Origin of the sequence: Pseudomonas hormoni, assembly GCF_018502625.1 — a bacterium.
Classification (GTDB): Bacteria; Pseudomonadota; Gammaproteobacteria; order Pseudomonadales; family Pseudomonadaceae; genus Aquipseudomonas; species Aquipseudomonas hormoni.
The window spans coordinates 1,225,458-1,250,455 of the sequence record NZ_CP075566.1 but is presented as its reverse complement, the minus strand read 5'-3'; the positions used below and the strand labels follow the sequence as shown (position 1 = coordinate 1,250,455).

The 24,998-nt window shown below is 59.6% G+C and carries 20 protein-coding genes; 6 read left to right on the top strand and 14 right to left on the bottom strand.

Annotated features, from left to right (window positions below; all coding sequences use genetic code 11):
• The first annotated feature begins 15 nt into the window (after positions 1–15).
• Entirely contained in the window at positions 16–2,733 is a 2,718-nt protein-coding gene (locus tag KJF94_RS05790) for a nitrate reductase (RefSeq protein WP_214381827.1), read from the top strand.
• Between the two features lie 10 nt (positions 2,734–2,743).
• Positions 2,744–3,493, top strand: coding sequence for a uroporphyrinogen-III C-methyltransferase (gene cobA, locus KJF94_RS05785; protein ID WP_214381825.1), 750 nt, complete (start codon positions 2,744–2,746; stop codon positions 3,491–3,493).
• 67 nt (positions 3,494–3,560) lie between these two features.
• Here the strand turns inward: cobA and KJF94_RS05780 are convergent, their stop codons facing one another.
• The 8 genes from KJF94_RS05780 to ppsA form a co-directional block, all read right to left on the bottom strand.
• Positions 3,561–4,595, bottom strand: a complete 1,035-nt coding sequence (locus KJF94_RS05780; protein WP_214381823.1) for an OmpA family protein — start codon at positions 4,593–4,595, stop codon at positions 3,561–3,563.
• Positions 4,596–4,702: 107 nt separating this feature from the next.
• Positions 4,703–5,293: an RNA polymerase sigma factor SigX gene (sigX, locus tag KJF94_RS05775; protein WP_017337463.1), complete on the bottom strand. Its 591-nt coding sequence runs from the start codon at positions 5,291–5,293 to the stop codon at positions 4,703–4,705.
• 86 nt (positions 5,294–5,379) lie between these two features.
• Positions 5,380–6,204 (bottom strand): mechanosensitive ion channel family protein, encoded by an 825-nt coding sequence (locus KJF94_RS05770; protein ID WP_008027407.1) that lies wholly within the window; start codon positions 6,202–6,204, stop codon positions 5,380–5,382.
• 2 nt (positions 6,205–6,206) lie between these two features.
• Positions 6,207–6,455, bottom strand: coding sequence for a hypothetical protein (locus tag KJF94_RS05765; protein WP_007944521.1), 249 nt, complete (start codon positions 6,453–6,455; stop codon positions 6,207–6,209).
• A gap of 63 nt (positions 6,456–6,518) precedes the next feature.
• Positions 6,519–7,514, bottom strand: a complete 996-nt coding sequence (locus KJF94_RS05760) for a zinc transporter ZntB (RefSeq protein ID WP_214381821.1) — start codon at positions 7,512–7,514, stop codon at positions 6,519–6,521.
• A 40-nt stretch (positions 7,515–7,554) separates the two neighbouring features.
• Positions 7,555–8,046, bottom strand: a complete 492-nt coding sequence (gene rraA, locus KJF94_RS05755) for a ribonuclease E activity regulator RraA (RefSeq protein ID WP_214381819.1) — start codon at positions 8,044–8,046, stop codon at positions 7,555–7,557.
• Between the two features lie 121 nt (positions 8,047–8,167).
• Positions 8,168–9,157, bottom strand: coding sequence for an alpha/beta fold hydrolase (locus KJF94_RS05750; RefSeq protein ID WP_214381817.1), 990 nt, complete (start codon positions 9,155–9,157; stop codon positions 8,168–8,170).
• Positions 9,158–9,370: 213 nt separating this feature from the next.
• Positions 9,371–11,746, bottom strand: coding sequence for a phosphoenolpyruvate synthase (gene ppsA / locus KJF94_RS05745; RefSeq protein WP_214381815.1), 2,376 nt, complete (start codon positions 11,744–11,746; stop codon positions 9,371–9,373).
• Between the two features lie 174 nt (positions 11,747–11,920).
• On the opposite strand from ppsA, the gene ppsR reads away from it, so the two are divergent.
• A complete protein-coding gene (gene ppsR / locus KJF94_RS05740; protein WP_008027418.1) occupies positions 11,921–12,739 on the top strand; it encodes a posphoenolpyruvate synthetase regulatory kinase/phosphorylase PpsR in 819 nt (272 codons plus the stop codon).
• Between the two features lie 63 nt (positions 12,740–12,802).
• Here the strand turns inward: ppsR and prpD are convergent, their stop codons facing one another.
• From prpD to KJF94_RS05710, 6 genes are all read right to left on the bottom strand, one after another.
• A complete protein-coding gene (gene prpD / locus KJF94_RS05735; RefSeq protein ID WP_214381813.1) occupies positions 12,803–14,287 on the bottom strand; it encodes a 2-methylcitrate dehydratase in 1,485 nt (494 codons plus the stop codon).
• 201 nt (positions 14,288–14,488) lie between these two features.
• Positions 14,489–15,679, bottom strand: a complete 1,191-nt coding sequence (gene prpF / locus KJF94_RS05730; RefSeq protein ID WP_214381811.1) for a 2-methylaconitate cis-trans isomerase PrpF — start codon at positions 15,677–15,679, stop codon at positions 14,489–14,491.
• 56 nt (positions 15,680–15,735) lie between these two features.
• Entirely contained in the window at positions 15,736–18,333 is a 2,598-nt protein-coding gene (acnD, locus tag KJF94_RS05725; protein ID WP_214381810.1) for a Fe/S-dependent 2-methylisocitrate dehydratase AcnD, read from the bottom strand.
• A 203-nt stretch (positions 18,334–18,536) separates the two neighbouring features.
• Entirely contained in the window at positions 18,537–19,664 is a 1,128-nt protein-coding gene (gene prpC, locus KJF94_RS05720) for a bifunctional 2-methylcitrate synthase/citrate synthase (RefSeq protein WP_214381809.1), read from the bottom strand.
• A 139-nt stretch (positions 19,665–19,803) separates the two neighbouring features.
• Positions 19,804–20,694, bottom strand: coding sequence for a methylisocitrate lyase (gene prpB / locus KJF94_RS05715; RefSeq protein ID WP_214381808.1), 891 nt, complete (start codon positions 20,692–20,694; stop codon positions 19,804–19,806).
• Positions 20,691–21,410 carry a GntR family transcriptional regulator gene (locus KJF94_RS05710; protein ID WP_174602652.1) on the bottom strand — a complete coding sequence of 240 codons (720 nt, stop codon included), beginning with the start codon at positions 21,408–21,410 and terminating at the stop codon, positions 20,691–20,693. The genes prpB and KJF94_RS05710 overlap by 4 nt, the downstream gene beginning before the upstream one ends.
• Before the next feature lie 498 nt (positions 21,411–21,908).
• Between KJF94_RS05710 and rloA the strand changes: the two genes are divergently transcribed.
• From rloA to KJF94_RS05695, 3 genes are read left to right on the top strand one after another with little or no spacing between them, the layout of a single operon-like run.
• Positions 21,909–22,445 (top strand): retropepsin-like aspartic peptidase RloA, encoded by a 537-nt coding sequence (gene rloA / locus KJF94_RS05705; RefSeq protein WP_214381807.1) that lies wholly within the window; start codon positions 21,909–21,911, stop codon positions 22,443–22,445.
• A 5-nt stretch (positions 22,446–22,450) separates the two neighbouring features.
• Complete coding sequence (gene rloB, locus KJF94_RS05700; RefSeq protein ID WP_214381805.1) at positions 22,451–23,986, top strand: osmotic stress tolerance membrane protein RloB; 1,536 nt, start codon at positions 22,451–22,453, stop codon at positions 23,984–23,986.
• The gene (locus tag KJF94_RS05695) at positions 23,986–24,972 is read left to right on the top strand and encodes an alpha-L-glutamate ligase-like protein (RefSeq protein ID WP_214381803.1); all 987 of its coding nucleotides are present in this window, start codon (positions 23,986–23,988) and stop codon (positions 24,970–24,972) included. The genes rloB and KJF94_RS05695 overlap by 1 nt, the downstream gene beginning before the upstream one ends.
• Positions 24,973–24,998 lie beyond the last annotated feature (26 nt).

Sequence of the window (24,998 nt, the reverse complement as noted above, 5' to 3'; positions counted from 1 at the left end):
GAAGGAAGCCAGCTGATGAACCGCCAGCTCACCGCCTCCACGTGCTGCTACTGCGGGGTCGGCTGCGGCGTGCTGATCGAGCATGACGGCGAGCGCATCCTCGGCGTCAGCGGCGATCCGGCCCACCCGGCCAACTTCGGCAAACTGTGCAGCAAGGGTTCGACCCTGCACCTGACCGGCGACCTCGCGGCCCGAGCGCTGTATCCGGAACTGCGCCTCGGCAAAGGCCTGGCCCGCAGCCGCACCGATTGGGACACAGCCCTCGATCACGCCGCCAGCTTCTTCGCCAAAACCATCGCCGAACACGGCCCGGACAGCGTGGCGTTTTACATCTCCGGGCAACTGCTGACAGAGGATTACTACAGTTTCAACAAACTGGCGCGAGCGCTGGTCGGTACCAACAACATCGACAGCAATTCACGGTTGTGCATGTCATCGGCGGTGGTCGGCTACAAACGTAGCCTGGGCGCCGACGCCCCGCCATGCAGCTACGAAGACCTGGAATCGAGCGACTGCGTGATGATCGTCGGCAGCAACATGGCCTACGCCCACCCGGTACTGTTTCGTCGCCTGGAAGAAGCCAAATCCCGCCGGCCACAGATGAAAGTCATCGTCATCGACCCACGTCGCACCGACACCTGCGACTTGGCTGACCTGCATCTGGCGATTCTTCCGGGTACCGATGTCGCGTTGTTCCATGGGATTTTGTACCTGTTGCTGTGGGAAGACTGGATCGACCGCGACTTCATCAAGGCCCACACCGAAGGGCTGGCCGAACTGAAAGACCTGGTTCGCGACTACACGCCGCCGATGGTTTCGCAGTTGTGCGGGATCAGCGTTGAACAATTGCAACAATGTGCCGAGTGGGTGGGCACCTCGCCGAGCTTCCTGTCGTTGTGGTGCATGGGCTTGAACCAGTCCACCGCCGGCAGTGCGAAAAACAGTGCGCTGATCAACCTTCACCTCGCCACCGGGCAGATTGGCCGTCCGGGTGCAGGACCTTTCTCCCTGACCGGTCAGCCGAATGCCATGGGCGGGCGCGAAACCGGCAGTCTGTCGAACTTGCTGCCGGGCCATCGCGAAGCGGCCAATGCCGAACACCGAGCAGAAGTGGCAGCCTACTGGGGCGTTGACCAGTTGCCTGAAAGCACCGGGCTCACCGCTATCGAGCTGTTTGAGCAGGTTCGTCGCGGGACCATCAAAGCCCTGTGGATTGCCTGCACCAACCCCGCGCAATCAATGCCGGACCAGACTGCCGTGCGCGCGGCGCTGGAAGCCTGCCCGTTCGTGGTGTTACAGGAGGCCTTTCGCACCACCGAAACCGCCGCGTTCGCTGACCTGCTGCTGCCCGCCGCCAGTTGGGGCGAAAAGGACGGCACGGTGACCAACTCCGAACGGCGGATTTCCCACGTCCGCCGTGCGATTGTCGCCCCCGGTGAAGCACGCTCAGACTGGGCGATCACGGTGGATTTCGCACAGTGCCTGGAAAAACATCTGCGTCCCGGGCACGACAGCCTGTTTGCGTTCGAAACCCCGGCGCAGATCTTCGATGAGTACAAGCAGTTGACTCGCGGCCGAGATCTGGACCTGTCCGGCATCAGCCATGAGCTGATCGACCACCTCGGTCCACAACAATGGCCATTTCCTGCAAACGCCAGTAAAGGTACGGCCCGACTGTACGTGGACGGGATTTTCCCAACCGCCAGTGGACGCGCCCGATTCATCGCCGATCCGTATCGCGCCGCCAGGGAACAGCGCGATGGGCAATTCCCGCTGACCCTGATCACCGGCCGCCTGCGCGATCAATGGCATGGCATGAGCCGCACCGGCACTGCCGCGCAGTTGTTCGGCCATGTCAGCGAAGCCGTGTTGAGCCTGCACCCGGATGAACTGCACCACCATGGACTGCAACCGGGCGAGCTGGTCAGCCTGAAAAGCCGTCGCGGCGCGGTCATTGTTGCCGTCGGCAGCGACGACAGTGTGCGTCCCGGTCAGGCCTTCCTGCCCATGCACTGGGGCGATCGTTTCCTGAAGGGGGGTATCAATTCGATTACCCAACCGGCGTTTGATCCGTTGTCGAAACAGCCGGAACTCAAACACACCGGAGTAAGACTTGACCCGGTAAACCTGCCCTGGAACCTTTTCACCTTGGTCGAGGGCGATATCCAACAGCATTTTGAGACGCTACGACCCCTCTGCGAGGCGTTTTCCTACGTCAGCCTCAGCCTCGCAGGCCGCGAACGCCCTGCGCTGCTCATACGCGCTTCCAGCGCCGCAGCGCCAGATCCGCAATTGCTGCGTGATATCGACCAATGCCTGAGGCTCAACGACGGTCCGGTATTGGCCTACGACGACCCTCGACGCTCCATCGGTAAACGGGTGCGGATCGAGAACGGCCGAATTACCGCGATTCGTCTCGCCGGCGAAACCCTCGCCCAGCACTGGCTGCAGGACCTCTGGCTCGAAGGTCGCGTCGACCAGCAACTGCGACGCTGGCTGCTCGCACCGCTGAGCGCGCCGCCAGGTAACGCCAGCGCGCCGGCCGCCGGCATCAGAACCCTGTGCAACTGCAAAAACGTCAGCCAGAACGCAGTCTGTGCCGGCATCCGCCGAGGCCTGGACCTGCAAGGCTTGAAACAAGAATTGGGTTGCGGCACGCAATGCGGCTCCTGCGTTCCGGAAATCAAGCGTTTGTTGGCCGCCACTGCGCAGCCGATCGCCGTCATCTCGTGAGGAAAACACTATGAACGCAAAAGTCTGGCTGGTGGGTGCAGGTCCTGGCGACCCGGAATTGCTGACGCTCAAGGCTGTTCGAGCGTTGAACGAAGCCGATGTGGTGTTGATCGACGATCTGGTGAACGAAGCAGTGCTTGAGCATTGCCCACAGGCGCGAATCATTGCCGTGGGCAAACGCGGTGGCTGTCGCTCCACGCCTCAGGCGTTCATTCATCGATTGATGCTGCGTTATGCCCGTCAGGGCAAATGCGTGGTGCGGCTCAAGGGCGGCGATCCGTGCATTTTTGGTCGCGGCGGTGAAGAGGCGCAGTGGCTGCGCGAGCGCGGGGTCGATGTCGAGCTGGTCAATGGCATCACCGCCGGGTTGGCCGGTGCGACGCAATGCGATATCCCGTTGACCCTCAGGGGTGTTGCGCGGGGCGTGACGCTGGTGACGGCCCACACGCAAGATGGCAGCAGCCTGAATTGGCAGGCCTTGGCCCAAGGCGGCACGACACTGGTTATCTACATGGGCGTGGCGAAGCTGAGTGAAATTCGCGAGCAGTTGCTGGTTGGAGGGATGGCGGCGGATACGCCGGTGGCGATGATTGAAAACGCTTCCCTGCCAGACCAACGAGAATGTCGGAGCGATCTGACTGCGATGGAAGAAGATGCCTACGCCTTTGAGCTGAAGAGCCCGGCCATTCTGGTGATTGGCGCGGTAGCGGCCTGTGCCGCACAAAACCTGTCTGCGCCTGCAGCCACTCAGTCAGCCTGACCCCCCTCAAATTGCAAACAAAGAAAAGCCCGGCCTAAGCCGGGCTTTTCTCAGAGCTGCGGGCTAATTACTTAGCTTGAGCTTCAACCTGCGCTTCTACGCGACGGTTAACAGCGCGACCAGCTTCAGTTTTGTTGTCAGCAACTGGGCGGGATTCGCCGTAGCCAACAGACTGAACGCGGGACGATTCAACACCGTACTGGTTGGTCAGAACTTGCTTAACGGCGTTTGCACGACGCTCGGACAGTTTCTGGTTGTAAGCGTCAGGACCGACGGAGTCAGTGTGACCTTCAACAGTAGTGGTGGTGGATGGGTACTGCTTCATGAAGTCAGCCAGGTTCTTGATGTCGCCGTAGCTGTTGGTTTTAACAACAGATTTGTCGAAATCGAACTTAACGTCCAGCTCTACACGAACAACTTCAGCAACTGCTGGGCAGCCATCAGCGTCAACAGTTACGTTGGCTGGGGTGTCCGGGCACTTGTCAACGTTGTCGCAAACGCCGTCGTTGTCGCTGTCGGAGCAGACTTCAGCCGGTGCTGGAACTGGAGCAGCAGCTGGCTTGGAGCCGCCACCGAAGTTCACACCGATACCGACGCTAGGAGCCCACTCGGTGTCGCCCTGGTCGATGTTGTACTGAGCTTCAACGCCAGCACGGGCGTAGAAGTTGTCTGTGAAGTACAGCTTGGCACCGGCGCCCAGGTTGGCGAAGGTGGAACCGTCACGACCACCACGACCGGTCTGGCCGATGCTCTGGTCGGAGAAACCAGCGGATACGTACGGACGTACCATGTCGCCTGGGTTGTTGAAGTGGTACAGAGCGTCCAGGGCAGTGTCGGAGCCCTTGATGTTCTTGCCATCTTCGCCACGAACGTTGTGAACTTCGTCGTAGCCCAGACGCAGTTCAACGTCGTCGGTCAGGAAGTAACCAACCGAACCACCGAACAGGTTGCCGTCGTTTTTGAAATCGCGCTGGCTGTCGTAGTACTCTTTCTTCATGAAGCCTTCGATTTCAACTGCGCCTTGGCCTTGTGCCAGTGCGCCGAACGAAGTGGCCGCAATAAGAGAACCAATGGCCAAGCCCAAGGTGTTTTTCAGTTTCATCCGTTAAATCCCCATCTGGTGATTGTGAAGCAGTCCCGCAAACCGGGGGACAACTCGGCGGCAAGTCTATCAGAACTTGCCTACACGTAAGAGATATTTGCGCCGAACTAAGTTTCAGCAATGCCTGCAAATTTCTCACGCAATTTGTCTAGAGCGCGTTTGTAACGCATTTTTGTTGCACTCAAACCCATGTGCATGATGTCTGCGATCTCCTGAAATTCCAGCTCTGCGACAAATCGTAGCACCAGAATTTCACGGTCAATCGGGTTCACATACACCAGCCAGCGATCAAGTCCACCCTTCTCCTCGGGTTTCGGCGCCTTTTCTTCAGACGCTTCCTCGAGGGGGTCCAGACTCAAAGCATCCATCAAGCGACGCTTTCGCCGTTCTTTCCGATACTGCGTGATGCACTCGTTGTACGTGATGCTATATAGCCATGTCTTGAACTTCGATTTGCCCTCGAAGTTCTTCAGGCCATACAACACCTTCAACATCACTTCCTGACAGACATCGTCTGCATCGCGATCGTTCCCAAGATACCGTGCACAGACGTTAAATAATGTTCGCTGGTAACGCCGCATCAATTCTTCATAGGCGCGCGTTACGTGAAACAGCTCGGTATGCGAGCGCGCGACCAACTCCTCATCAGAGAGCTCGCGGGGGTCGTAGCGCGTGGAGAGCGATTGAGCTTTATTCAAAACAAGTCGGGCCGACAGTCAGGTCAATGTCCGCCGCAGCCCTTCAGGGCATTTTGCGGCGGCATACATTAGCAGGGTTTGCCGGGTTAGCGGCTACTCACATGCTGCTCCAGGAGAATCCGATTGGAGAGAGAGACTAGCTCACCCTCATCGGTCAGCAATGTGGTTTTAACCGTGCCGATCTCTTCGATCTGACCTTCGACCTCACCAACACGCACTTGTTGCCCAACCTGATACAACTCACGCACATAGATTCCCGCAAGAATCTGGCCGGCAATTTCCCGGCTTCCCAAACCCATTGCCAGCGCAACCGCCAGACCAACGGTAATCAATACAATCACGATCACATGGTTCAGCAGGTCAGTCTTGACCTCCAACTGGCTGATCGCGACCGAAATACTGATGATAATTACCAGGCCCTGGGCAATTCGCCCCAGCCCTGCGGCGTAATCGAGCCCTACGCCTTCTGCCGCTCCACGCACCAGCCCATTGGCCAGTTGTGCCAGCAAAACACCCACCAGCAGCACCAGCGCGGCGCCGAAAACTTTCGGCAAATACAGCGCAAGCATGTCCAGCGTAGCTGAAACTCGCTCAAGTCCAAGGGATTCTGCGGCCGAAACCAGAAAAATCAGCAGAACGAACCAATAGACAATTTTGCCAATCAGCGTCGAAATCGGCACTTGAAGGCCGGCCCGGGACAGCAATTTTGTCAGACCGGTGCCGCCCATCAAGCGATCGAGACCGAGCTTGGCGAGCAACTTGGACAGCAAAGTATCCAAAAGTTTCGCAACGACAAAACCCAACAGCAACACGACCAGTGCGCCGAACAGGTTCGGAATGAAATTCGCAACCTTGGTCCATAACGCAGTCATTGCAGTGACGAGGCTCTGAGTCCAGAGATCAAGTTCCATATTCAATCAGCCTTATCAGCAGTGCGAACGGTAGGTTTACGGTGACGGGAAACCGGCGAAACGTGCGCCGATCCGTTATTCAGGGCGATCATCAGCGCGGGCAGCCAGCGGCCCAGCAGACTGAACAGATCACCGGCGCCGACCTGGCGATTGGCGGTTTTCAGGACACGGCCGAGACAGGCATCGTCGTCACGGGTGGACGGCGAAGCGTTCAGCATGTCGCGCAAAGACTGTTCAAACGGATCGTGCATACGCACCTCTCGTGATGTCTGTGAAAGACGCGGTCAGATTTGCACGGGTCACATGGTTCATCGTCAGACCCAGCGCAAACGTCGGAATAACCACCACTGCCCCAATGCCACCGAAACCATCATCAGGCAGGCAATCGGGAAGCCATAAGGGCTGGCAGAGAACGGAATTCCCCCCACGTTGATACCCAAAAGACCGGCCAGAAAACTCATCGGCAAAAAGATCCCGGTGATGATCCCGAAGCGGTACATCGTGCGGTTCATGCGCACGCTCAAACGTCGGTCTTCAGCCTCCAGGACCAGCCCCACGCGCTCCCGGGTCAACTCCAGCTCCTCGAGATAGCGTGTCAGGCTGTTGTTCAATTCGTTCCAGTAATCGCCGTCATCTTCAACAAACCAGGGTAGTTTTATCCGCGTCAGCTGTCCGAAAATATCCCGCTGCGGCGCCAGGAAACGTTTCAGCGCAGCCGCCCTTCGACGGATCTGCAAAATGGAGTCATGTTCGGGTGTATACCGTTCGTCGGTATCCAGCTTCTCTTCTTCCTCATCGACCACTTCCGAGAGGCAACCGACCAGATCCTGCACCTTGTTGGTGAGGTACTGAGCCATATAAAGGATGAGTTCGGAGGCGGTTTTCGGTCCTTTGCCTTCGCCGAGCTGCACCAGCAATTCATCGGTGGCGCGCAACGGACGCAGACGCAGGGAAATCACCCGCTGTGCCGCGGCGAAAATCCGCACCGAGACCATGTCTTCCGGTTCGGCACCGGGATTCAGATTGACCCCGCGCAAAAATAGCAGCAGTTCGCTGTCGGAAAGCTGTAAGAGACGCGGACGGGTGTTTTCTTCCAGCAACAGATCACAGCTGAATTCACTCAGACCGCTGGATTTGCGCAGCCAGGTCTGGGTTTGCGGATGACTGCGATCCCAGTGCAGCCACAGGCTTTCATGCGCCTGCAGCTGCAAGTCATCGAGTTCAGTCCGGGCTATCGAACGCGCACCGCCTTTACCATCCAGCACCAGGGCATGCACCAGGCCCCACTGCGCGTTTTCTTCCTCGAACATCCTCACCCCATTCTGGAAACAAAAAGTCTTCGCTCACGCTTTATTCAGGCATTGCAAGCGGGCTTGGCGAGATGATCACGCCGTTGTTGTCCGCATAGATGTACTCGCCTGGACGGAACGTCACGCCGGCAAAGGTCACCACCACGTTGAGATCGCCGAGCCCGCGTCGGTCGGATTTCCTCGGGTGGCTGGCAAGGGCCTGAACGCCCAGATCGGTCTGCGCGATGATATCCACGTCGCGGATGCAACCGTAGATCACCAGCCCTTCCCAACCGTTGTTCGCGGCTTTCTCGGCCAGCATGTCACCCAGCAACGCATGACGCAGGGAACCGCCACCGTCGACCACCAGCACCTTGCCATTCCCTTTGAGCTCGACCTGCTCCTTGACCCGCGAGTTGTCTTCGAAGCACTTGATGGTCACGATTTCGCCACCGAAGGAATCACGGCCGCCGAAATTGCTGAACATCGGTTCCAGCACCTGCACCAGCTCCGGATAGGCGTCGCACAGGTCAGGCGTGATGTAATGGTTCATCGAGAAACTCCTGTAAAGAGGAAGACAATCGAGGATGTCGCAAAGTGACCGGAAAAGCGTAATGCGTCATATCTTAGCCGCAAGCCGATCAGAGCGAAATGCCCTTGATAGAGCATCAGGCTCAGACTGCCGACGCCAAATCCGGCTTGTCTCCCGACAACGACGTGTGCTGATCGGCCAACCAGCGCGCCACCAACGGCCAGACCTCAGTCTGCGCCGCTTTGCTGACAAGCATTTCCACGTGACCGAAGTTGTCGCCAAAGCCCTGTTCGCGACCGAGGTTGATGAACTGCTTGTGCTCGGAGCCCACCTGGTCAAACAACTTGCGACAGGCCCACGCAGGATCCTGATGGTCGCCCGCCGCACTCACCGCCAATACCGGCAACCGGACTTCGGCCAATCCGGCCCACCAATCCTTGTCGGCATCGCCAAAGCGCCCGAACAGACCGTACCAGCGCATGCTTTCCAGGGCCAGGCCAATCGGCTCGTCCTCCGGGCCGCGCTTGAGCCGTGAACCGGACAGTTGGGCGAAACGCTTGAGAATGAAGCGCCCGCTCCACTCAACCGGCGGAATCTTCAACGGCCAGTAGGTGCGGCTGACTTGCGTGCCGAAGAACGCCGCAGAGGCCACCACCGGTTCGCCGATGTACTCGCCCCCCAGCGCCGCCGCCAGGGTAATTCCGCCCAGTGAATGGCCGATCCAGTGCGGGACCTGGCCGCTCTGCTCACGCACGAACGCGCCGATGGCCGGCAGATCGTAACGAGCGTAGTCGGCGACGCGGTTCTTGCGGTAGTTCTGGTTGCGCTGGGACAGGCCATGGCCGCGCATTTCCGGAATCCATACATCGAATCCCAGGCGTGTCAGGTAAGCACCGAGCCCCAGGCCTTTTGGAGAAAACCAGAAACGCCGGTTGGAAAAACTGCCGTGCAACAGAATCACCGGCACGCCCCCGTGCGTGGGCTTATCCGCCATGCCCAAACGGGTCACGGCCAACTCCACAGTGCCATCAGGACTGTTGCCGGGTTTCAAACGATAAACGTCTTCGCTCAGATCGCCGCGCCGCTCGGCGCTGATCAGGGCGACAGGAAATAGGTTGCTGCTGCTTTGCATAATGCTCTTGCACAAAAAAGGGCGGCATCCAGAGGAGCCCGCCCTACTTGATTAACTGAAGATGACCGCACGACTGTTCACCTGTGGCGAGCGAGCTTGCTCGCGCCGGGCTGCGCAGCAGCCCCAAAATCCGACAGCCGGGGCCGGTTATTGTGAGTGCTGCGCACTCAAGCGGGAGCAAGCTCCCTCGCCACAGATTCCCCAATCAAACCATCAAACTGCCGCTTGACCTTCCGCCAGGAAGAACCAGGTTTCCAGTACGGAATCGGGGTTCAACGAAACGCTTTCGATGCCCTGCTCCATCAGCCATTTGGCCAGATCAGGGTGGTCCGAAGGGCCCTGACCGCAAATGCCGATGTACTTGCCGGCCTTGTTGCACGCGGAAATGGCGTTCGCCAGCAGCTTCTTGACCGCCGGGTTACGCTCGTCGAACAGGTGAGCGATGATCCCGGAGTCACGGTCCAGGCCCAGCGTCAGCTGAGTCAGGTCGTTGGAGCCGATGGAGAAACCGTCGAAAAACTCAAGGAATTCTTCCGCCAGAATCGCGTTGGACGGCAGTTCGCACATCATGATCACGCGCAGGCCGTTTTCGCCGCGGGCCAGACCGTTTTCAGCCAGCAGGTCGACGACCTGGCTCGCTTCGCCCAGGGTACGGACGAACGGCACCATGATTTCGACGTTGGTCAGGCCCATCTCGTTGCGCACACGCTTGAGGGCGCGGCACTCGAGTTCGAAGCAGTCACGGAACGACTCGCTGATATAACGCGAAGCGCCACGGAAGCCCAGCATCGGGTTTTCTTCTTCCGGCTCGTAGAGCTTGCCGCCGATCAGGTTCGCGTATTCGTTGGACTTGAAGTCCGACAGACGCACGATGACCTTTTTCGGCGTGAACGCTGCCGCCAGGGTGCTGATGCCTTCCACCAGTTTGTCGACATAGAAGTCGACAGGATCGTTGTAACCGGCGATGCGCTTGTCGACGCTGTCCTTGATTTCCTGCGGCAGACCGTCGTAGTTCAGCAGCGCTTTCGGGTGCACACCGATCATGCGGTTGATGATGAACTCCAGACGGGCCAGGCCCACACCGGCGTTCGGCAGTTGCGCGAAGTCAAACGCGCGGTCCGGGTTGCCGACGTTCATCATGATCTTGAACGGCAGGTCCGGCATGGCATCGACGGAGTTTTTCTTGATGTCGAAGCCCAGTTCGCCTTCGAAGATGTAGCCGGTGTCGCCTTCAGCGCAGGAAACGGTGACGCCCTGGCCGTCTTTCAACAGCTGGGTGGCGTTGCCGCAACCGACCACGGCCGGGATGCCCAGCTCGCGAGCGATGATCGCCGCGTGGCAAGTACGGCCGCCACGGTTGGTGACGATGGCGCTGGCGCGCTTCATGACCGGTTCCCAGTCCGGGTCGGTCATGTCGGAGACCAGCACGTCGCCCGGCTGGACTTTGTCCATCTCGGACACGTCCTTGATGATCCGCACCTTGCCGGCGCCGATACGCTGGCCAATGGCGCGACCTTCAACGAGCACGGTGCCGGTTTCTTTCAACAGGTAACGTTCCATGACGTTGGCCTGGGTGCGGCTCTTCACGGTTTCAGGACGGGCCTGAACGATGTAGAGCTTGCCGTCGTCGCCGTCTTTGGCCCATTCGATGTCCATCGGGCACTTGTAGTGCTTCTCGATGATCATCGCCTGTTTGGCCAGCTCGCTGACTTCGGCGTCGCTGAGGCAGAAACGCGCACGATCGGCCTTGTCGACGTCGATGGTCTTGACCGACTTGCCCGCCGTGGCGACTTCGCCGTAGATCATCTTGATGGCTTTGCTGCCCAGGTTACGGCGCAGGATGGCCGGACGGCCGGCTTCGAGGGTTTGTTTGTGGACGTAGAATTCGTCCGGGTTCACCGCGCCTTGTACGACGGTCTCACCCAGGCCGTAGGCGCCGGTGATGAACACCACGTCACGGAAACCCGATTCGGTATCGAGGGTGAACATCACGCCGGCGGTGCCGGTTTCGGAGCGGACCATGCGCTGCACGCCAGCCGACAGGGCCACCAGCTTGTGATCGAAGCCCTGATGTACGCGATAGGAAATGGCGCGGTCGTTGAACAGTGAAGCGAACACCTCTTTGGCGGCGCGAATGACGTTTTCGACACCACGGATGTTCAGGAAAGTTTCCTGCTGACCGGCGAAGGAAGCGTCCGGCAGGTCTTCGGCGGTAGCGGAAGAGCGCACGGCCACGGCCATGTCAGGGTTGCCGGCCGACAGCGTGGCGAACGCAGTGCGGATCTCGGCGTTGAGCTTCTCGGGGAATTCGGCGTCCATGATCCATTGACGGATCTGGGCGCCGGTCTTGGCCAGGGCGTTGACATCATCGACGTCCAGGGCGTCGAGGGCGGCGTGGATCTGATCGTTCAGGCCGCTCAGTTCCAGAAAATCACGATAAGCCTGAGCTGTCGTGGCGAAGCCACCGGGTACCGATACACCGGCACCTGCAAGGTTACTGATCATCTCGCCCAGGGATGCGTTCTTGCCCCCTACGTGCTCTACATCATGGACGCCGAGCTTATCGAGGGAAACTACGTACTCTACCAAGGTGATCTCTCCACTAACTGTGTTGGAAAAGCTCAGAAGCCGGCGCTCCGAGGGAGCATTTGCCGGCTGTATGGCCTGGACCTGGAAAATAAGTGAGAATGCGGACCAATGGCGGTCGGCAAATCGTGCCTATCATATCCAAGAATGATCATTAGCTTAAGGCCCAAGGTGCAAATGAAACGATCTGCTTTCTTTATCTCCGATGGCACCGGCATCACAGCCGAAACCCTGGGTCAAAGCCTCCTGGCGCAGTTCGAAAACATTACCTTCAGCAAATTCACGCGGCCGTACATCGACAACGTGGATAAAGCGCGGGCCATGGTACAACAAATCAACAAAGCCGCCGAAACCGACGGCTTCCGGCCGATTATCTTCGACACCATCGTCAATCAGGACATTCGTGAGATCCTCGCAACGTCCAATGGTTTCATGATCGACATTTTCTCGACCTTCCTGGCACCGCTTGAACAGGAACTGACCGAGCATTCTTCCTACACCGTCGGCAAATCTCACTCGATCGGCGGCAACTCCAATTACATGGAACGCATCGAGGCAGTGAACTTCGCCCTCGACAACGACGACGGTGCGCGCACGCATTATTACGACAAGGCCGACCTGATCCTGGTGGGGGTGTCGCGTTGTGGTAAGACGCCGACGTGCCTGTACATGGCGATGCAATTCGGCATCCGCGCGGCAAACTACCCGCTGACCGAAGACGACATGGAACGCCTGACCCTGCCGAACGCCCTGCGTGCCCACCAGCACAAGCTGTTCGGCCTGACCATCGACCCGGACCGCCTCACCGCGATCCGCAACGAGCGCAAGCCCAACAGCCGCTATTCGAGCTACGCGCAGTGCGAGTTTGAAGTGCGCGAGGTGGAGAACCTGTTCCGCCGCGAGAACATTGCGCACATCAATTCCACGCATTTTTCGGTGGAAGAAATCTCGGCGAAAATTCTCGTTGAGAAAGGGGTTGAGCGGCGGTTCAAGTAATTCTCTATTGCCTGTTCTGGCCTCATCGCTAGCAGGCTAGCGATTGAACGATAACGCGGTCCTCTAGATAACAAACAAATCCACAAACCGATTAACAGGCGTCGCTTCAAGCGCCGCCTGATCCTTGCACAACGCAAAAATCTCCTCGCTACGCTGACCAGTGAATCGTGTCAGCAGGTTCGCCTTGAACTTGTCCTCCAGCAGCGGAATACCGTCCGCACGACGCCGACGATGACCGATCGGATACTCCACCACCACCTTCCCGGTGCTTGAACCGTCCTTGAAAAACACCTGTATCGCATTGGCAATCGAGCGTTTGTCCGCCTCCAGGTATTCACGGGTGTATTGCGGGTCTTCGACGATAACCATTTTCTCGCGCAGCACATCGATGATCGGGTGCGCCGCATGGAAGTCATCTTCGTACTGCTCGGCCACCAGATTGCCGAAGGCCAACGGGACGGCGGTCATGTATTGAATGCAGTGATCGCGGTCTGCGGCATTGGCCAGCGGGCCGACCTTGGAAATGATACGGATCGCCGATTCGTGGGTGGTGATGACGATTCTGTCGATCTCATGCAGGCGATTCCTGACCTGCGGGTGCAAGGTGACGGCGGCTTCACAGGCCGTTTGCGCGTGGAATTCGGCCGGAAAACTGATTTTGAACAGCACGTTTTCCATCACGTAGCTGCCATAGGAGCGGGTGAAACTGAACGCACGCTTGTCTTCGGGCTTGAGCGCCAGGTCGTTGTTGGTGTGGCTGAACAACACGTCGTAGAAGCCCCACTGCCTGGCGGTCAGGACGCCGGGAATGCCCATCTCGCCCCGCATCGCGATGTCCGCCAGACGCACGCCTCGACTGGTCGCATCACCCGCCGCCCAGGATTTGCGTGAACCGGCATTCGGCGCATGCCGATAGGTGCGCAACGCTTGCCCGTCGGCAAAGGCATGGGACAACGCGGACAGCAACTGCTCGCGATTGGCGCCCATCAGTTTGGCGGTAACGGCGGTCGAGGCGACTTTCACCAGGATGACGTGATCAAGGCCTACACGATTGAAGGAGTTTTCCAGCGCGATGACGCCCTGAATCTCGTGGGCCATGATCATCGCTTCAAGTACGGCGCGAACGGTCAGCGGCGCGTCGCCATTGGCCAGGCGCTTTTGCGACAGGTGGTCGGCCACCGCGAGAATGCCGCCGAGGTTATCGGACGGATGGCCCCATTCGGCAGCAAGCCAGGTGTCGTTGTAGTCGAGCCAGCGCACGGTGCAGCCGATGTCCCACGCCGCTTTGACCGGATCGAGACGGTAGCGGGTGCCGGGGACGCGGGCGCCGAACGGGACGACAGTGCCTTCAACAATCGGGCCCAGATGTTTGGTGCATTCAGGAAAGCGCAGGGCCAGGAGGCCGCAGCCGAGGGTGTCGATCAGGCAGTTGCGGGCGGTGTCCAGGGCTTCCCTGGACTCGATCTTGAAATTGAGGACGTAATCGGCAATGTCCTGCAGGACCGTGTCGTAGTCGGGGCGGTTGTTCTGGTCGACGTTGGTGCTCATGTTCGATTCACTCTTGAAGTGGTTCGTTGATGGGACCTCGGTTCAGGTTAGATCTCAGTCAGTCGGTGCTTTCTTATTGTGGAATACGATCACCTGTAGGAGCTGAGCTTGCTCGCGAAAGCGGTGTATCAGTCAACATCAATACTGAATGCAAATCCGTCTTCGCGAGCAAGCTCTGCTCCTACAGGGGGTTGCGTTGGATCAGAAAGAATCCCCCGGCACACGAACGAAGCCTTCCATCAACACCCGCGCACTGCGGCTCATGATGGCTTTGTTGACGGTCCACTCGCCGTTCACCTGACTCGCTTCGGCGCCGACGCGCAAGGTGCCCGACGGATGGCCGAAACGCACCGCATTGCGCTCGATTCCGCCCGCCGCGATATTCACCAGGGTGCCGGAAATGGCAGCGGCAGTACCGATAGCGACCGCTGCGGTGCCCATCATCGCGTGGTGCAATTTGCCCATGGACAACGCGCGCACCAATAGATCGACATCACCTGCCGCAATCGCTTTACCGCTTGACGCGACGTAATCCGCAGGCTTGGCAACGAAGGCCACTTTCGGTGTGTGCTGACGCTTGGCCGCCTCGTCCAGTGACTTGATCAGCCCCATGCGCAGCGCACCGTAAGCACGAATGGTCTCGAACATCGCCAGCGCTTTTGGATCACCGTTGATAGCGCCCTGCAGCTCGGTACCGGTGTAACCGATGTCTTCCGCATTGACGAAAATAGTCGGAATACCCGCATTGATCATCGTCGCCTTGAAAGTCCCGACGCCGGGCACTTCGAGGTCATCCACCAGATTCCCGGTAGGAAACATCGAACCACCACCGCCCTCTTCTTCCGCCGCCGGATCCATGAACTCAACCTGCACTTCGGCCGCTGGAAAGGTCACGCCGTCGAGTTCGAAATCACCGGTTTCCTGCACCTCGCCATTGGTGATCGGCACGTGGGCGATGATGGTCTTGCCGATGTTGGCCTGCCACACGCGCACCACCGCCACACCGTTGTGCGGGATGCGGCTGGCGTCTACCAGACCATTGCTGATGGCGAACGAACCGACCGCCGCCGACAGGTTGCCGCAGTTGCCGCTCCAGTCCACGAATGGCTTGTCGATGGAGACCTGACCGAACAGGTAATCGACGTCGTGATCGGCCTTGATGCTTTTCGACAGAATCACGGTTTTGCTGGTGCTGGAGGTCGCGCCGCCCATGCCGTCGATTTGCTTGTCGTACGGGTCGGGGCTGCCGATCACCCGTAGCAACAAGGCGTCGCGCGCCGGGCCGGGAATCTGTGCCGCTTCGGGCAGGTCTTTCAGGCTGAAGAACACGCCTTTGCTGGTGCCGCCACGCATGTAGGTGGCGGGAATTTTGATCTGGGGTGCGTGAGCCATGGGTGCTCCTTCAAGACAGACACGGGATTTGAAGTCCCGTGTCCGCACAGCGTGATTTAGACGGCGACCGCCGATTCTTCGAGGAAGTCCTGCGCGAAGCGTTGCAGCACGCCGCCGGCCTCGTAGATCGACACTTCTTCAGCGGTGTCGAGGCGGCAGGTCACCGGCACTTCGACGCGCTCACCGTTCTTGCGATTGATCACCAGCGTCAACTCGGCGCGCGGCGTGCGTTCGCCGATCACGTCGTAGGTTTCACTGCCGTCGATGGCCAGGGTGTGGCGGTCGGTGCCCGGTTTGAACTCCAGCGGCAACACGCCCATGCCCACCAGGTTGGTGCGGTGGATGCGCTCGAAACCTTCGGCGGCAATCGCTTCCACACCCGCCAGACGCACGCCCTTCGCCGCCCAGTCGCGGGACGAACCCTGACCGTAGTCGGCGCCGGCTATGATGATCAGCGGCTGCTTGCGCTCCATGTAGGTTTCGATGGCTTCCCACATGCGCATGACCTTGCCTTCCGGCTCGACACGGGCCAGCGAACCCTGCTTGACCTTGCCGTTTTCCAGCACCATTTCGTTGAACAGTTTCGGGTTGGCGAAGGTCGCGCGCTGCGCAGTCAGGTGGTCACCACGGTGAGTCGCGTAAGAGTTGAAGTCCTCTTCCGGCAGACCCATTTTCGCCAGGTATTCGCCGGCGGCGCTGTCGAGCATGATCGCGTTCGACGGCGACAGGTGATCGGTGGTGATGTTGTCCGGCAGCACCGCCAGCGGACGCATGCCCTTGAGCGGACGCGCACCGGCCAGAGCGCCTTCCCAGTAAGGCGGACGGCGAATGTAGGTGCTCATCTCGCGCCAGTCATACAGCGGCGTGACCTTCGGCCCGGTGTCTTCATGGATGGCGAACATCGGGATGTAGACCTGACGGAACTGCTCCGGTTTGACCGAGGCCTTGACCACCGCGTCGATCTCTTCGTCGCTCGGCCAAATGTCCTTCAGACGGATTTCCTTGCCGTTCGCATCCAGGCCCAGCACATCTTTTTCGATGTCGAAACGGATGGTACCGGCGATGGCATACGCGACCACCAACGGCGGCGAAGCGAGGAACGCGTTTTTGGCGTAAGGGTGAATCCGGCCGTCGAAGTTACGGTTGCCGGAGAGCACGGCGGTGGCGTACAGGTCGCGGTCGATGATCTCTTGCTGGATCACCGGGTCCAGCGCACCGGACATGCCGTTGCAGGTGGTGCAAGCGAAGGCCACGACGCCAAATCCGAGTTGCTCCAGCTCAGTCGTCAAACCGGCTTCATCGAGGTACAACGCCACGGTTTTCGAACCCGGCGCCAGGGACGATTTGACCCACGGCTTGCGGGTCAACCCGAGCTTGTTGGCGTTGCGCGCCAGCAGGCCGGCGGCAATCACGTTGCGCGGGTTGCTGGTGTTGGTGCAGCTGGTGATGGCGGCGATGATCACCGCGCCGTCCGGCATCTGGCCCGGGACGTCATCCCACTGACCGGAGATGCCTTGCGCAGCCAGATCCGAGGTTGCCACGCGAGCGTGCGGGTTGCTCGGGCCGGCCATGTTGCGTACCACCGAGGACAGGTTGAAGGTCAAGCCGCGCTCGTATTGCGCGCCCTTCAGGCTGTCAGCCCACAGGCCTGTGGTCTTGGCGTAGTGCTCGACCAACTGCACCTGCTCGTCTTCACGACCGGTGAGCTTGAGGTAGTCGATGGTCTGCTGGTCGATGTAGAACATCGCCGCGGTGGCGCCGTATTCCGGGGCCATGTTGGAAATGGTTGCGCGGTCGCCGAGGGTCAGCGCGGAGGCGCCTTCGCCGAAGAATTCCAGCCACGCGCCGACGACTTTTTGCTTGCGCAGGAACTCGGTCAGCGCCAGCACCATGTCGGTGGCGGTGATACCCGGTTGCAGCTTGCCGGTCAGTTCGACGCCGACGCTTTCCGGCAGACGCATCCACGATGCGCGGCCGAGCATCACGCTCTCGGCTTCCAGACCACCGACACCGATGGCGATCACGCCCAGGGCATCGACGTGCGGGGTGTGACTGTCGGTGCCGACGCAGGTATCAGGGAACGCCACGCCATCGCGCACCTGAATCACCGGAGACATTTTCTCCAGGTTGATCTGGTGCATGATCCCGTTGCCGGGCGGAATCACGTCAACGTTCTTGAACGCTTTTTTGGTCCAGTTGATGAAGTGGAAACGATCTTCGTTGCGACGGTCTTCGATGGCGCGGTTCTTCTCGAACGCGTCCGGATCGAAACCACCGCGCTCGACGGCCAGGGAGTGGTCGACGATCAGTTGCGTCGGCACCACCGGGTTCACTTGCGCCGGGTCGCCACCTTGCAGGGCGATGGCGTCACGCAGGCCGGCGAGGTCGACCAGCGCGGTCTGGCCGAGAATGTCGTGGCACACCACGCGGGCCGGGAACCATGGGAAGTCGAGGTCGCGTTTGCGCTCGATAAATTGCTTCAGGGATTCGGTGAGCGTGGCCGGGTCGCAGCGACGCACCAGGTTTTCCGCCAGCACGCGGGAGGTGTACGGCAGGGTGTCGTAGGCGCCGGGCTGGATGGCTTCGACAGCCGCACGGACGTCGAAGTAATCCAGATGGCTGCCGGGCAGCGGTTTACGGAATTCAGTGTTCATCGTCAGGACTCGGTCACGGTAGTTTCAAAAGGTGGGGCCTGGCACTGGATCGAAAATCATCACAACCCCTGTGGGAGCGGGCTTGCCCGCGATTGCGGTGGGTCAGGCGACGTTTATGTCGAATGTGACTCCGTCATCGCGGGCAAGCCCGCTCCCACAGGGATTTGCGTAATGTTCAAATTCCTGCGCAAAGCCCGCACCATTCAGCGTTGTTCGATTGGCACGAACTTGCGCTGTTCGACGCCGGTGTATTCGGCGCTCGGGCGGATGATGCGGTTGTTGGCACGCTGTTCGAACACATGCGCCGCCCAGCCGGTCAGGCGCGAGCAGACAAAGATCGGCGTGAACAACTTGGTCGGGATACCCATGAAGTGGTACGTCGACGCATGGTAAAAGTCAGCGTTCGGGAACAGTTTTTTCTGCTCCCACATGGTCTTGTCGATGGCTTCGGAGACCGGGAACAACACCGTGTCGCCCACTTCGTCAGCGAGTTTTTTCGACCAGCCCTTGATCACCTCGTTACGCGGATCGTTGTCCTTATAGATCGCGTGGCCGAAGCCCATGATCTTGTCCTTGCGCTCGAGCATGCCGAGGGTGCCTTTGATCGCCTCTTCCGGCGACGAAAAGCGCTCGATCATTTCCATCGCCGCTTCGTTGGCGCCGCCGTGCAGCGGACCGCGCAGGGAACCGATGGCCGCCGTGATGCAGGAGAACAGGTCGGACAGGGTCGATGCACACACCCGAGCGGTGAAGGTCGAAGCGTTGAACTCGTGTTCCGCGTAGAGGATCAGCGACACGTTCATCACTTTGACGTGCAACTCGCTCGGCTTCTTGTCGTGCAGCAGGTGCAGGAAGTGGCCGCCGATGGATTGTTCGTCGCTCACGCAGCTGATGCGTTTGCCGTCGTGGCTGAAGCGATACCAGTAGCACATGATCGCCGGGAACGCGGCCAACAGGCGGTCGGTTTTATCGTGCTGCTCGGAGAAGTCTTCTTCCGGTTCGATATTGCCCAGGAACGAGCAACCGGTACGCATCACGTCCATCGGGTGGGCGTCGGCGGGGATGCGTTCCAGCACTTCCTTGAGCGCTTGCGGGAGGTCGCGCAGCTTGCCCAGTTTGTTGACGTAGGCGTCGAGTTGCGCCTGGGTCGGCAGTTCGCCGTACAGCAGCAGGTAAGCCACTTCTTCGAACTGGGCGTCAGCCGCCAGTTCGCGAACGTCGTAACCGCGATAGGTCAGGCCGGCACCGGATTGGCCCACGGTGGACAGTGCGGTTTGCCCGGCAACCTGGCCACGGAGCCCGGCGCCACTGAGTACTTTTGCTTCGGCCATTGCTGTCTCCAGTTTTCTTGAATTTGTTAGGGAAACTTGTAGGAGCGAAGCTTGCTCGCGAAGACGGACTGACATTCAACATCTATGTCGTCTGAGACACCGCTTTCGCGAGCAAGCTTCGCTCCTACAGGGGCTTTCATTATTTCTTCGCGGCAAACAACGCATCGAGCTTCTGCTCGAAGGCGTGGTAGTCGATGCGATCGTAAAGCTCCATGCGGGTCTGCATGGTGTCGATCACGTTCTGTTGCGTGCCGTCGCGGCGGATCGCGGTGTAGACGTTTTCCGCGGCCTTGTTCATCGCACGGAAAGCCGACAGCGGGTACAGCACCAGCGACACATCGGCACCGGCGAGTTGCTCTGTGGTGTACAGCGGCGTCGCGCCGAATTCGGTGATGTTGGCCAGGATCGGCGCTTTCACGCGGCTGGCGAACAGCTTGTACATCTCCAGTTCGGTGATCGCTTCCGGGAAGATCATGTCGGCGCCGGCCTCGATGCACGCCGCAGCGCGATCCAGTGCGGACTCCAGACCTTCCACCGCCAGCGCATCAGTGCGGGCCATGATCACGAAGCTGTCATCGGTACGCGCATCGACTGCCGCCTTGATGCGGTCGACCATTTCCTGCAGCGACACGATTTCTTTGTTAGGACGGTGACCGCAGCGCTTGGCGCCGACCTGGTCTTCGATGTGAATCGCCGCCGCGCCGAATTTGATCATCGACTTGACGGTGCGCGCGACGTTGAACGCCGAAGAACCGAAACCGGTGTCCACGTCCACCAGCAGCGGCAGGTCGCAGACGTCGGTGATGCGACGCACGTCGGTCAGCACGTCGTCGAGACCGGTGATGCCCAGGTCCGGTACGCCGAGGGAGCCGGCAGCCACCCCGCCACCTGACAGGTAAATCGCCTTGAAACCGGCGCGTTTGGCCAGCAGCGCGTGGTTGGCGTTGATTGCGCCGACCACTTGCAGCGGATGTTCGCTGGCGACCGCATCGCGGAAACGCTGGCCTGGAGTGCTCTTGTTGGAACTCATGACTCACCTCGTTCAGTGGCTGTCTTAGTGGCGCCGTCCTGGTAATGACGGGCGATATTGCGTTTGGAGGCGCCGATGTGACGGCGCATCAACAACTCGGCCAGTTCGCCGTCACGGTCGGCGATGGCGTCGAGAATCCGGTGGTGCTCGGCAAAAGCCTGGCGCGGACGATTGGGTGTGGTGGAAAACTGGATGCGGTACATGCGCACCAGTTGATAAAGCTCGCCGCAGAGCATCTGCGTCAGGGTGCGATTGCCGCTGCCCTGGATGATTCGGTAATGGAAGTCGAAATCGCCTTCCTGCTGGTAATAGCCGACACCGGCCTGAAACGCCGCATCGCGCTCGTGGGTTTCGAGGACGTGACGCAGTTCGTCGATTTCTTCGACGGTCATGCGTTCGGCGGCCAAGCGACAGGCCATGCCTTCGAGGGATTCGCGGATTTCGTAGAGCTCCAGCAGCTCGGCGTGGCTCAGGGAAACCACCCGGGCCCCTACGTGCGGCACACGAACCAGCAGGCGCTGGCCTTCCAGGCGGTGGATCGCTTCACGCAGCGGGCCGCGGCTGATGCCATAGGTGCGCGCCAGTTCCGGCTCGGAGATCTTGCTGCCCGGGGCGATCTCGCCCTTGACGATGGCCGCCTGAATGCGTCGGAAGACGTTCTCGGAAAGTGTTTCCGAATCGTCCTGAGCAATGACCGGGGGATCGAGTTGATCCAGCATATTGTCGACACCTTGAAAGCTGATGCGGCAAAAACTAGCGAATACAGGCCTCTTAGTCAAAGGATAAATGGGTATTGTCGACAATCGTCTAATAACCGGATTGTTTTTAGCGTAGACCGAGTGCATATCCGTGGCTGCGTTTGGCGGCGGGCGGGATTTTTGATGGTGTACATATCCATTCCTGCGGTAACGGTTGCTATTGGTTCCGCCCTTACGGCGGGTCACTTTGGAAAACCCGCCGTAAGGGCGGAACCATTAGCCGCCCTCACACAAATAATGGATATACACCCCCGCGACCTCCGCGCCCGCCCGCATGCGAACACCAAACCCAAAAGGCCAGCGCTGGCGCCATAAAACCACCGTGCTAGAATGCCGCCCGCATTTGTTTGTGACATCTGCACTGCTTGTCATAAATTGCTGATAGGCATACGAGGGAGCTTGCGCAGCGATGCCAGGGCCTTGAATCGAAACACGGACCGCTGCGCACCAGGATTTATGAGACTCAAGCCCTTCCCCACCTTCCTTTATCTGCTTTGCCTGCCCGGTGTCGCCGCGGCGGGGGAAAAGACCGTGTACGGCCTCAACGAGTACGCCTCGCTGGACGGCATCAATCTGGAAGTCGCGGCCAAACTCGACACTGGGGCGAAAACCGCCTCCCTGAGCGCCCGCGACATCAAACGCTTCAAACGCAATGGCGAATCCTGGGTGCGCTTCTATCTGGCGATCGACGCGGCGCACTCGCACCCGATCGAACGGCCACTGGCCCGCGTCAGCAAGATCAAGCGCCGCGCCGGCGACTACGATCCGGACGAAGGCAAGAAATACACCGCCCGTCCGGTGATCGAGCTGGATATCTGCATGGGTTCGGCTTTACGCAGCATCGAAGTGAACTTGACCGACCGAAGCGCCTTCCAATATCCGCTCCTGATCGGCTCCGAAGCGCTCAAGCGCTTTGATGCGCTGGTCGACCCCAGTCTTAAATACGCTGCTGGCAAACCCGCCTGCGCCACCGACGCTCATACCGCAGAGTAATTCCAATGCGCTCTCTTACCCTCCATCTGAAAATGCTGATCGCCATCCTGGTGGTGCTGGGCATTTCAGTTACGGCCTATCAGATCTTCGTGCTTGGCATTCCGGTGACCGAAGATGCCACCGACGACTTGTGGAACATCGACGCCAAAGTCGAGTTCGTCCCGAGTGCCAAGGACCCGGTCAAGATCCAGATGTTCGTGCCGCCCCTGAGCCGCGATTACGTCAGCCTCAACGAAAGCTTCATCTCCAATAATTACGGCGTGGCCGTGAACCGTGTCGACGGTAACCGCAAGGTCACCTGGTCGGCGCGCCGGGCCAAGGGCAACCAGACGCTTTATTACCGTCTGGTGCTGACCAAGCGCTACACCGGTGAAAAATCCAAGATCAAAGGCCCGACCTTCCGCGACAGCATTGCCGTCGAAGGCGCGGAAAAAGTCGCCGCCGAAGCCCTGCTCGCGCCGATTCGCCAGCACTCGGCCGACGTCGAAACCTTCATCGGCGAGGCGATCAAGCGGGTCAACAACGTCAATGACGACAACGTGAAACTGTTGCTGGGCGGCGACCCGTCCAGCGGGCACAAGGCCAAAATCGTCGAACTGGTGCTGTCCATCGCCCACGTGCCGGTGGAAAAGGTCCACACCATCCGCCTGGTGGCCGACCAACCGCAAACACCGGAACTCTGGCTGCGCAGCTTCAACGGTACCGACTGGCTGTACTTCAACCCGGAAACCGGCGAGCAAGGCTTGCCGACCGACCGCCTGCTGTGGTGGACCGGCGATGAAAACCTGATCACCGTCGATGGCGGCAAGAAAGCCACCGTCACCTTCAGCATGAACAACAGCGAAATGAACGCCATTCGCCTAGCCAAGCTGACCGACGAAAACACCGACGCCAACTTCCTCGAATACTCGTTGTACGGCTTGCCGCTGCAGACCCAGCAGACCTTCATGATCATGGTGATGATCCCGATCGGCGTGCTGGTGATCCTGATCCTGCGCAACCTGATCGGCTTGCAGACCCTCGGCACCTTTACCCCGGTGCTGATCGCCCTCGCCTTCCGCGAAACCCAGCTCGGCTTCGGCATCGTGCTGTTTACCATCATCACCGCGCTGGGGCTGTCGCTGCGCTCGTACCTTGAACACCTGAAACTGCAAATGTTGCCAAGGCTGTCGGTGGTGCTGACGTTTGTAGTGGTGCTGATCGCGGCGATCAGTCTGTTCAGCCATAAGCTTGGCCTGGAGCGCGGGTTGTCCGTGGCGCTGTTCCCGATGGTGATCCTGACCATGACCATCGAACGTCTGTCGATTACCTGGGAAGAACGCGGTTCCGGCCACGCCATGAAAGTGGCGATCGGTACGCTATTCGCTGCTTCCCTGGCGCACCTGATCATGAGCGTCCCGGAGCTGGTTTACTTCGTGTTCACCTTCCCGGCGGTCCTGCTGATCCTGGTGGGCTTCATGCTGGCGATGGGTCGTTATCGCGGCTACCGCCTGACCGAACTGATCCGTTTCAAGGCGTTCCTGAAGAAGGCTGACGCCTGATGTTCGGCTTCTGGAAGACCTGGAAGGCCCTGGAAGCCCGGGGCATCATGGGGATCAATCGCCGCAACGCGGACTACGTGCTCAAGTACAACAAGCGCAGCCTGTACCCGATCGTCGATGACAAAATCATCACCAAGGAACGCGCCATCGCCGCCGGCATTCACGTGCCGGAACTGTATGGCGTGATTTCCACCGAGAAAGAGATCGACAACCTCGACGAGATCATCGGCGGGCGCAACGACTTCGTGATCAAGCCAGCCCAGGGCGCCGGCGGTGACGGCATCATTGTGGTAGCCGACCGTTTCGAGGGGCGCTATCGCACGGTGTCCGGCAAGATCATCAGTCATGAGGAGATCGAGCACCACGTCTCGAGCATCCTCACCGGCCTCTATTCGCTGGGCGGACACCGGGATCGTGCGCTGATTGAATATCGCGTGACACCCGATCAGATTTTCAAAAGCATCAGTTACGAAGGCGTGCCGGATATCCGCATCATCGTGCTGATGGGCTACCCGGTGATGGCGATGTTGCGCCTGCCGACGCGCCAGTCCGGCGGCAAGGCCAACCTGCACCAGGGCGCCATCGGCGTCGGTGTCGACCTCGCCACCGGCCTGACCCTGCGTGGTACCTGGCTGAACAACATCATCACCAAACACCCGGACACCACCAACGCGGTGGACGGCGTGCAACTGCCCTACTGGGACGGCTTCATGAAACTCGCCGCCGGCTGTTACGAGCTGTGCGGGCTGGGTTACATCGGTGTCGACATGGTGCTGGACCAGGAGAAAGGGCCGCTGATTCTGGAGCTGAACGCCCGGCCGGGGTTGAACATCCAGATTGCCAATGATTGCGGCCTGACGTTGCGCACCCATGCGGTCGAGGCGCGGCTGGAAGAGCTGAAGGCTCGCGGGATTATCGAGACGGTGCAGGAACGGGTCGAGTTTGTTCAGGAGATGTTCGGGCATATTCCTGCCATCGAAGGCTGATCCCTGTGGCGAGGGAGCTTGCTCCC

Coding starts and splice junctions, on each gene's coding strand:
- KJF94_RS05790 (WP_214381827.1), top strand. CDS start 16: ATGAACCGCCAGCTCACCGCCTCCACGTGCTGCTACTGCGGGGTCGGC.
- prpC (WP_214381809.1), bottom strand. CDS start 19,664: ATGGCCGAAGCAAAAGTACTCAGTGGCGCCGGGCTCCGTGGCCAGGTT.
- KJF94_RS05750 (WP_214381817.1), bottom strand. CDS start 9,157: ATGCAAAGCAGCAGCAACCTATTTCCTGTCGCCCTGATCAGCGCCGAG.
- KJF94_RS05695 (WP_214381803.1), top strand. CDS start 23,986: ATGTTCGGCTTCTGGAAGACCTGGAAGGCCCTGGAAGCCCGGGGCATC.
- KJF94_RS05770 (WP_008027407.1), bottom strand. CDS start 6,204: ATGGAACTTGATCTCTGGACTCAGAGCCTCGTCACTGCAATGACTGCG.
- KJF94_RS05780 (WP_214381823.1), bottom strand. CDS start 4,595: ATGAAACTGAAAAACACCTTGGGCTTGGCCATTGGTTCTCTTATTGCG.
- prpB (WP_214381808.1), bottom strand. CDS start 20,694: ATGAGTTCCAACAAGAGCACTCCAGGCCAGCGTTTCCGCGATGCGGTC.
- rraA (WP_214381819.1), bottom strand. CDS start 8,046: ATGAACCATTACATCACGCCTGACCTGTGCGACGCCTATCCGGAGCTG.
- acnD (WP_214381810.1), bottom strand. CDS start 18,333: ATGAACACTGAATTCCGTAAACCGCTGCCCGGCAGCCATCTGGATTAC.
- prpD (WP_214381813.1), bottom strand. CDS start 14,287: ATGAGCACCAACGTCGACCAGAACAACCGCCCCGACTACGACACGGTC.
- KJF94_RS05765 (WP_007944521.1), bottom strand. CDS start 6,455: ATGCACGATCCGTTTGAACAGTCTTTGCGCGACATGCTGAACGCTTCG.
- rloB (WP_214381805.1), top strand. CDS start 22,451: ATGCGCTCTCTTACCCTCCATCTGAAAATGCTGATCGCCATCCTGGTG.
- cobA (WP_214381825.1), top strand. CDS start 2,744: ATGAACGCAAAAGTCTGGCTGGTGGGTGCAGGTCCTGGCGACCCGGAA.
- ppsR (WP_008027418.1), top strand. CDS start 11,921: ATGAAACGATCTGCTTTCTTTATCTCCGATGGCACCGGCATCACAGCC.
- prpF (WP_214381811.1), bottom strand. CDS start 15,679: ATGGCTCACGCACCCCAGATCAAAATTCCCGCCACCTACATGCGTGGC.
- KJF94_RS05760 (WP_214381821.1), bottom strand. CDS start 7,514: ATGTTCGAGGAAGAAAACGCGCAGTGGGGCCTGGTGCATGCCCTGGTG.
- rloA (WP_214381807.1), top strand. CDS start 21,909: ATGAGACTCAAGCCCTTCCCCACCTTCCTTTATCTGCTTTGCCTGCCC.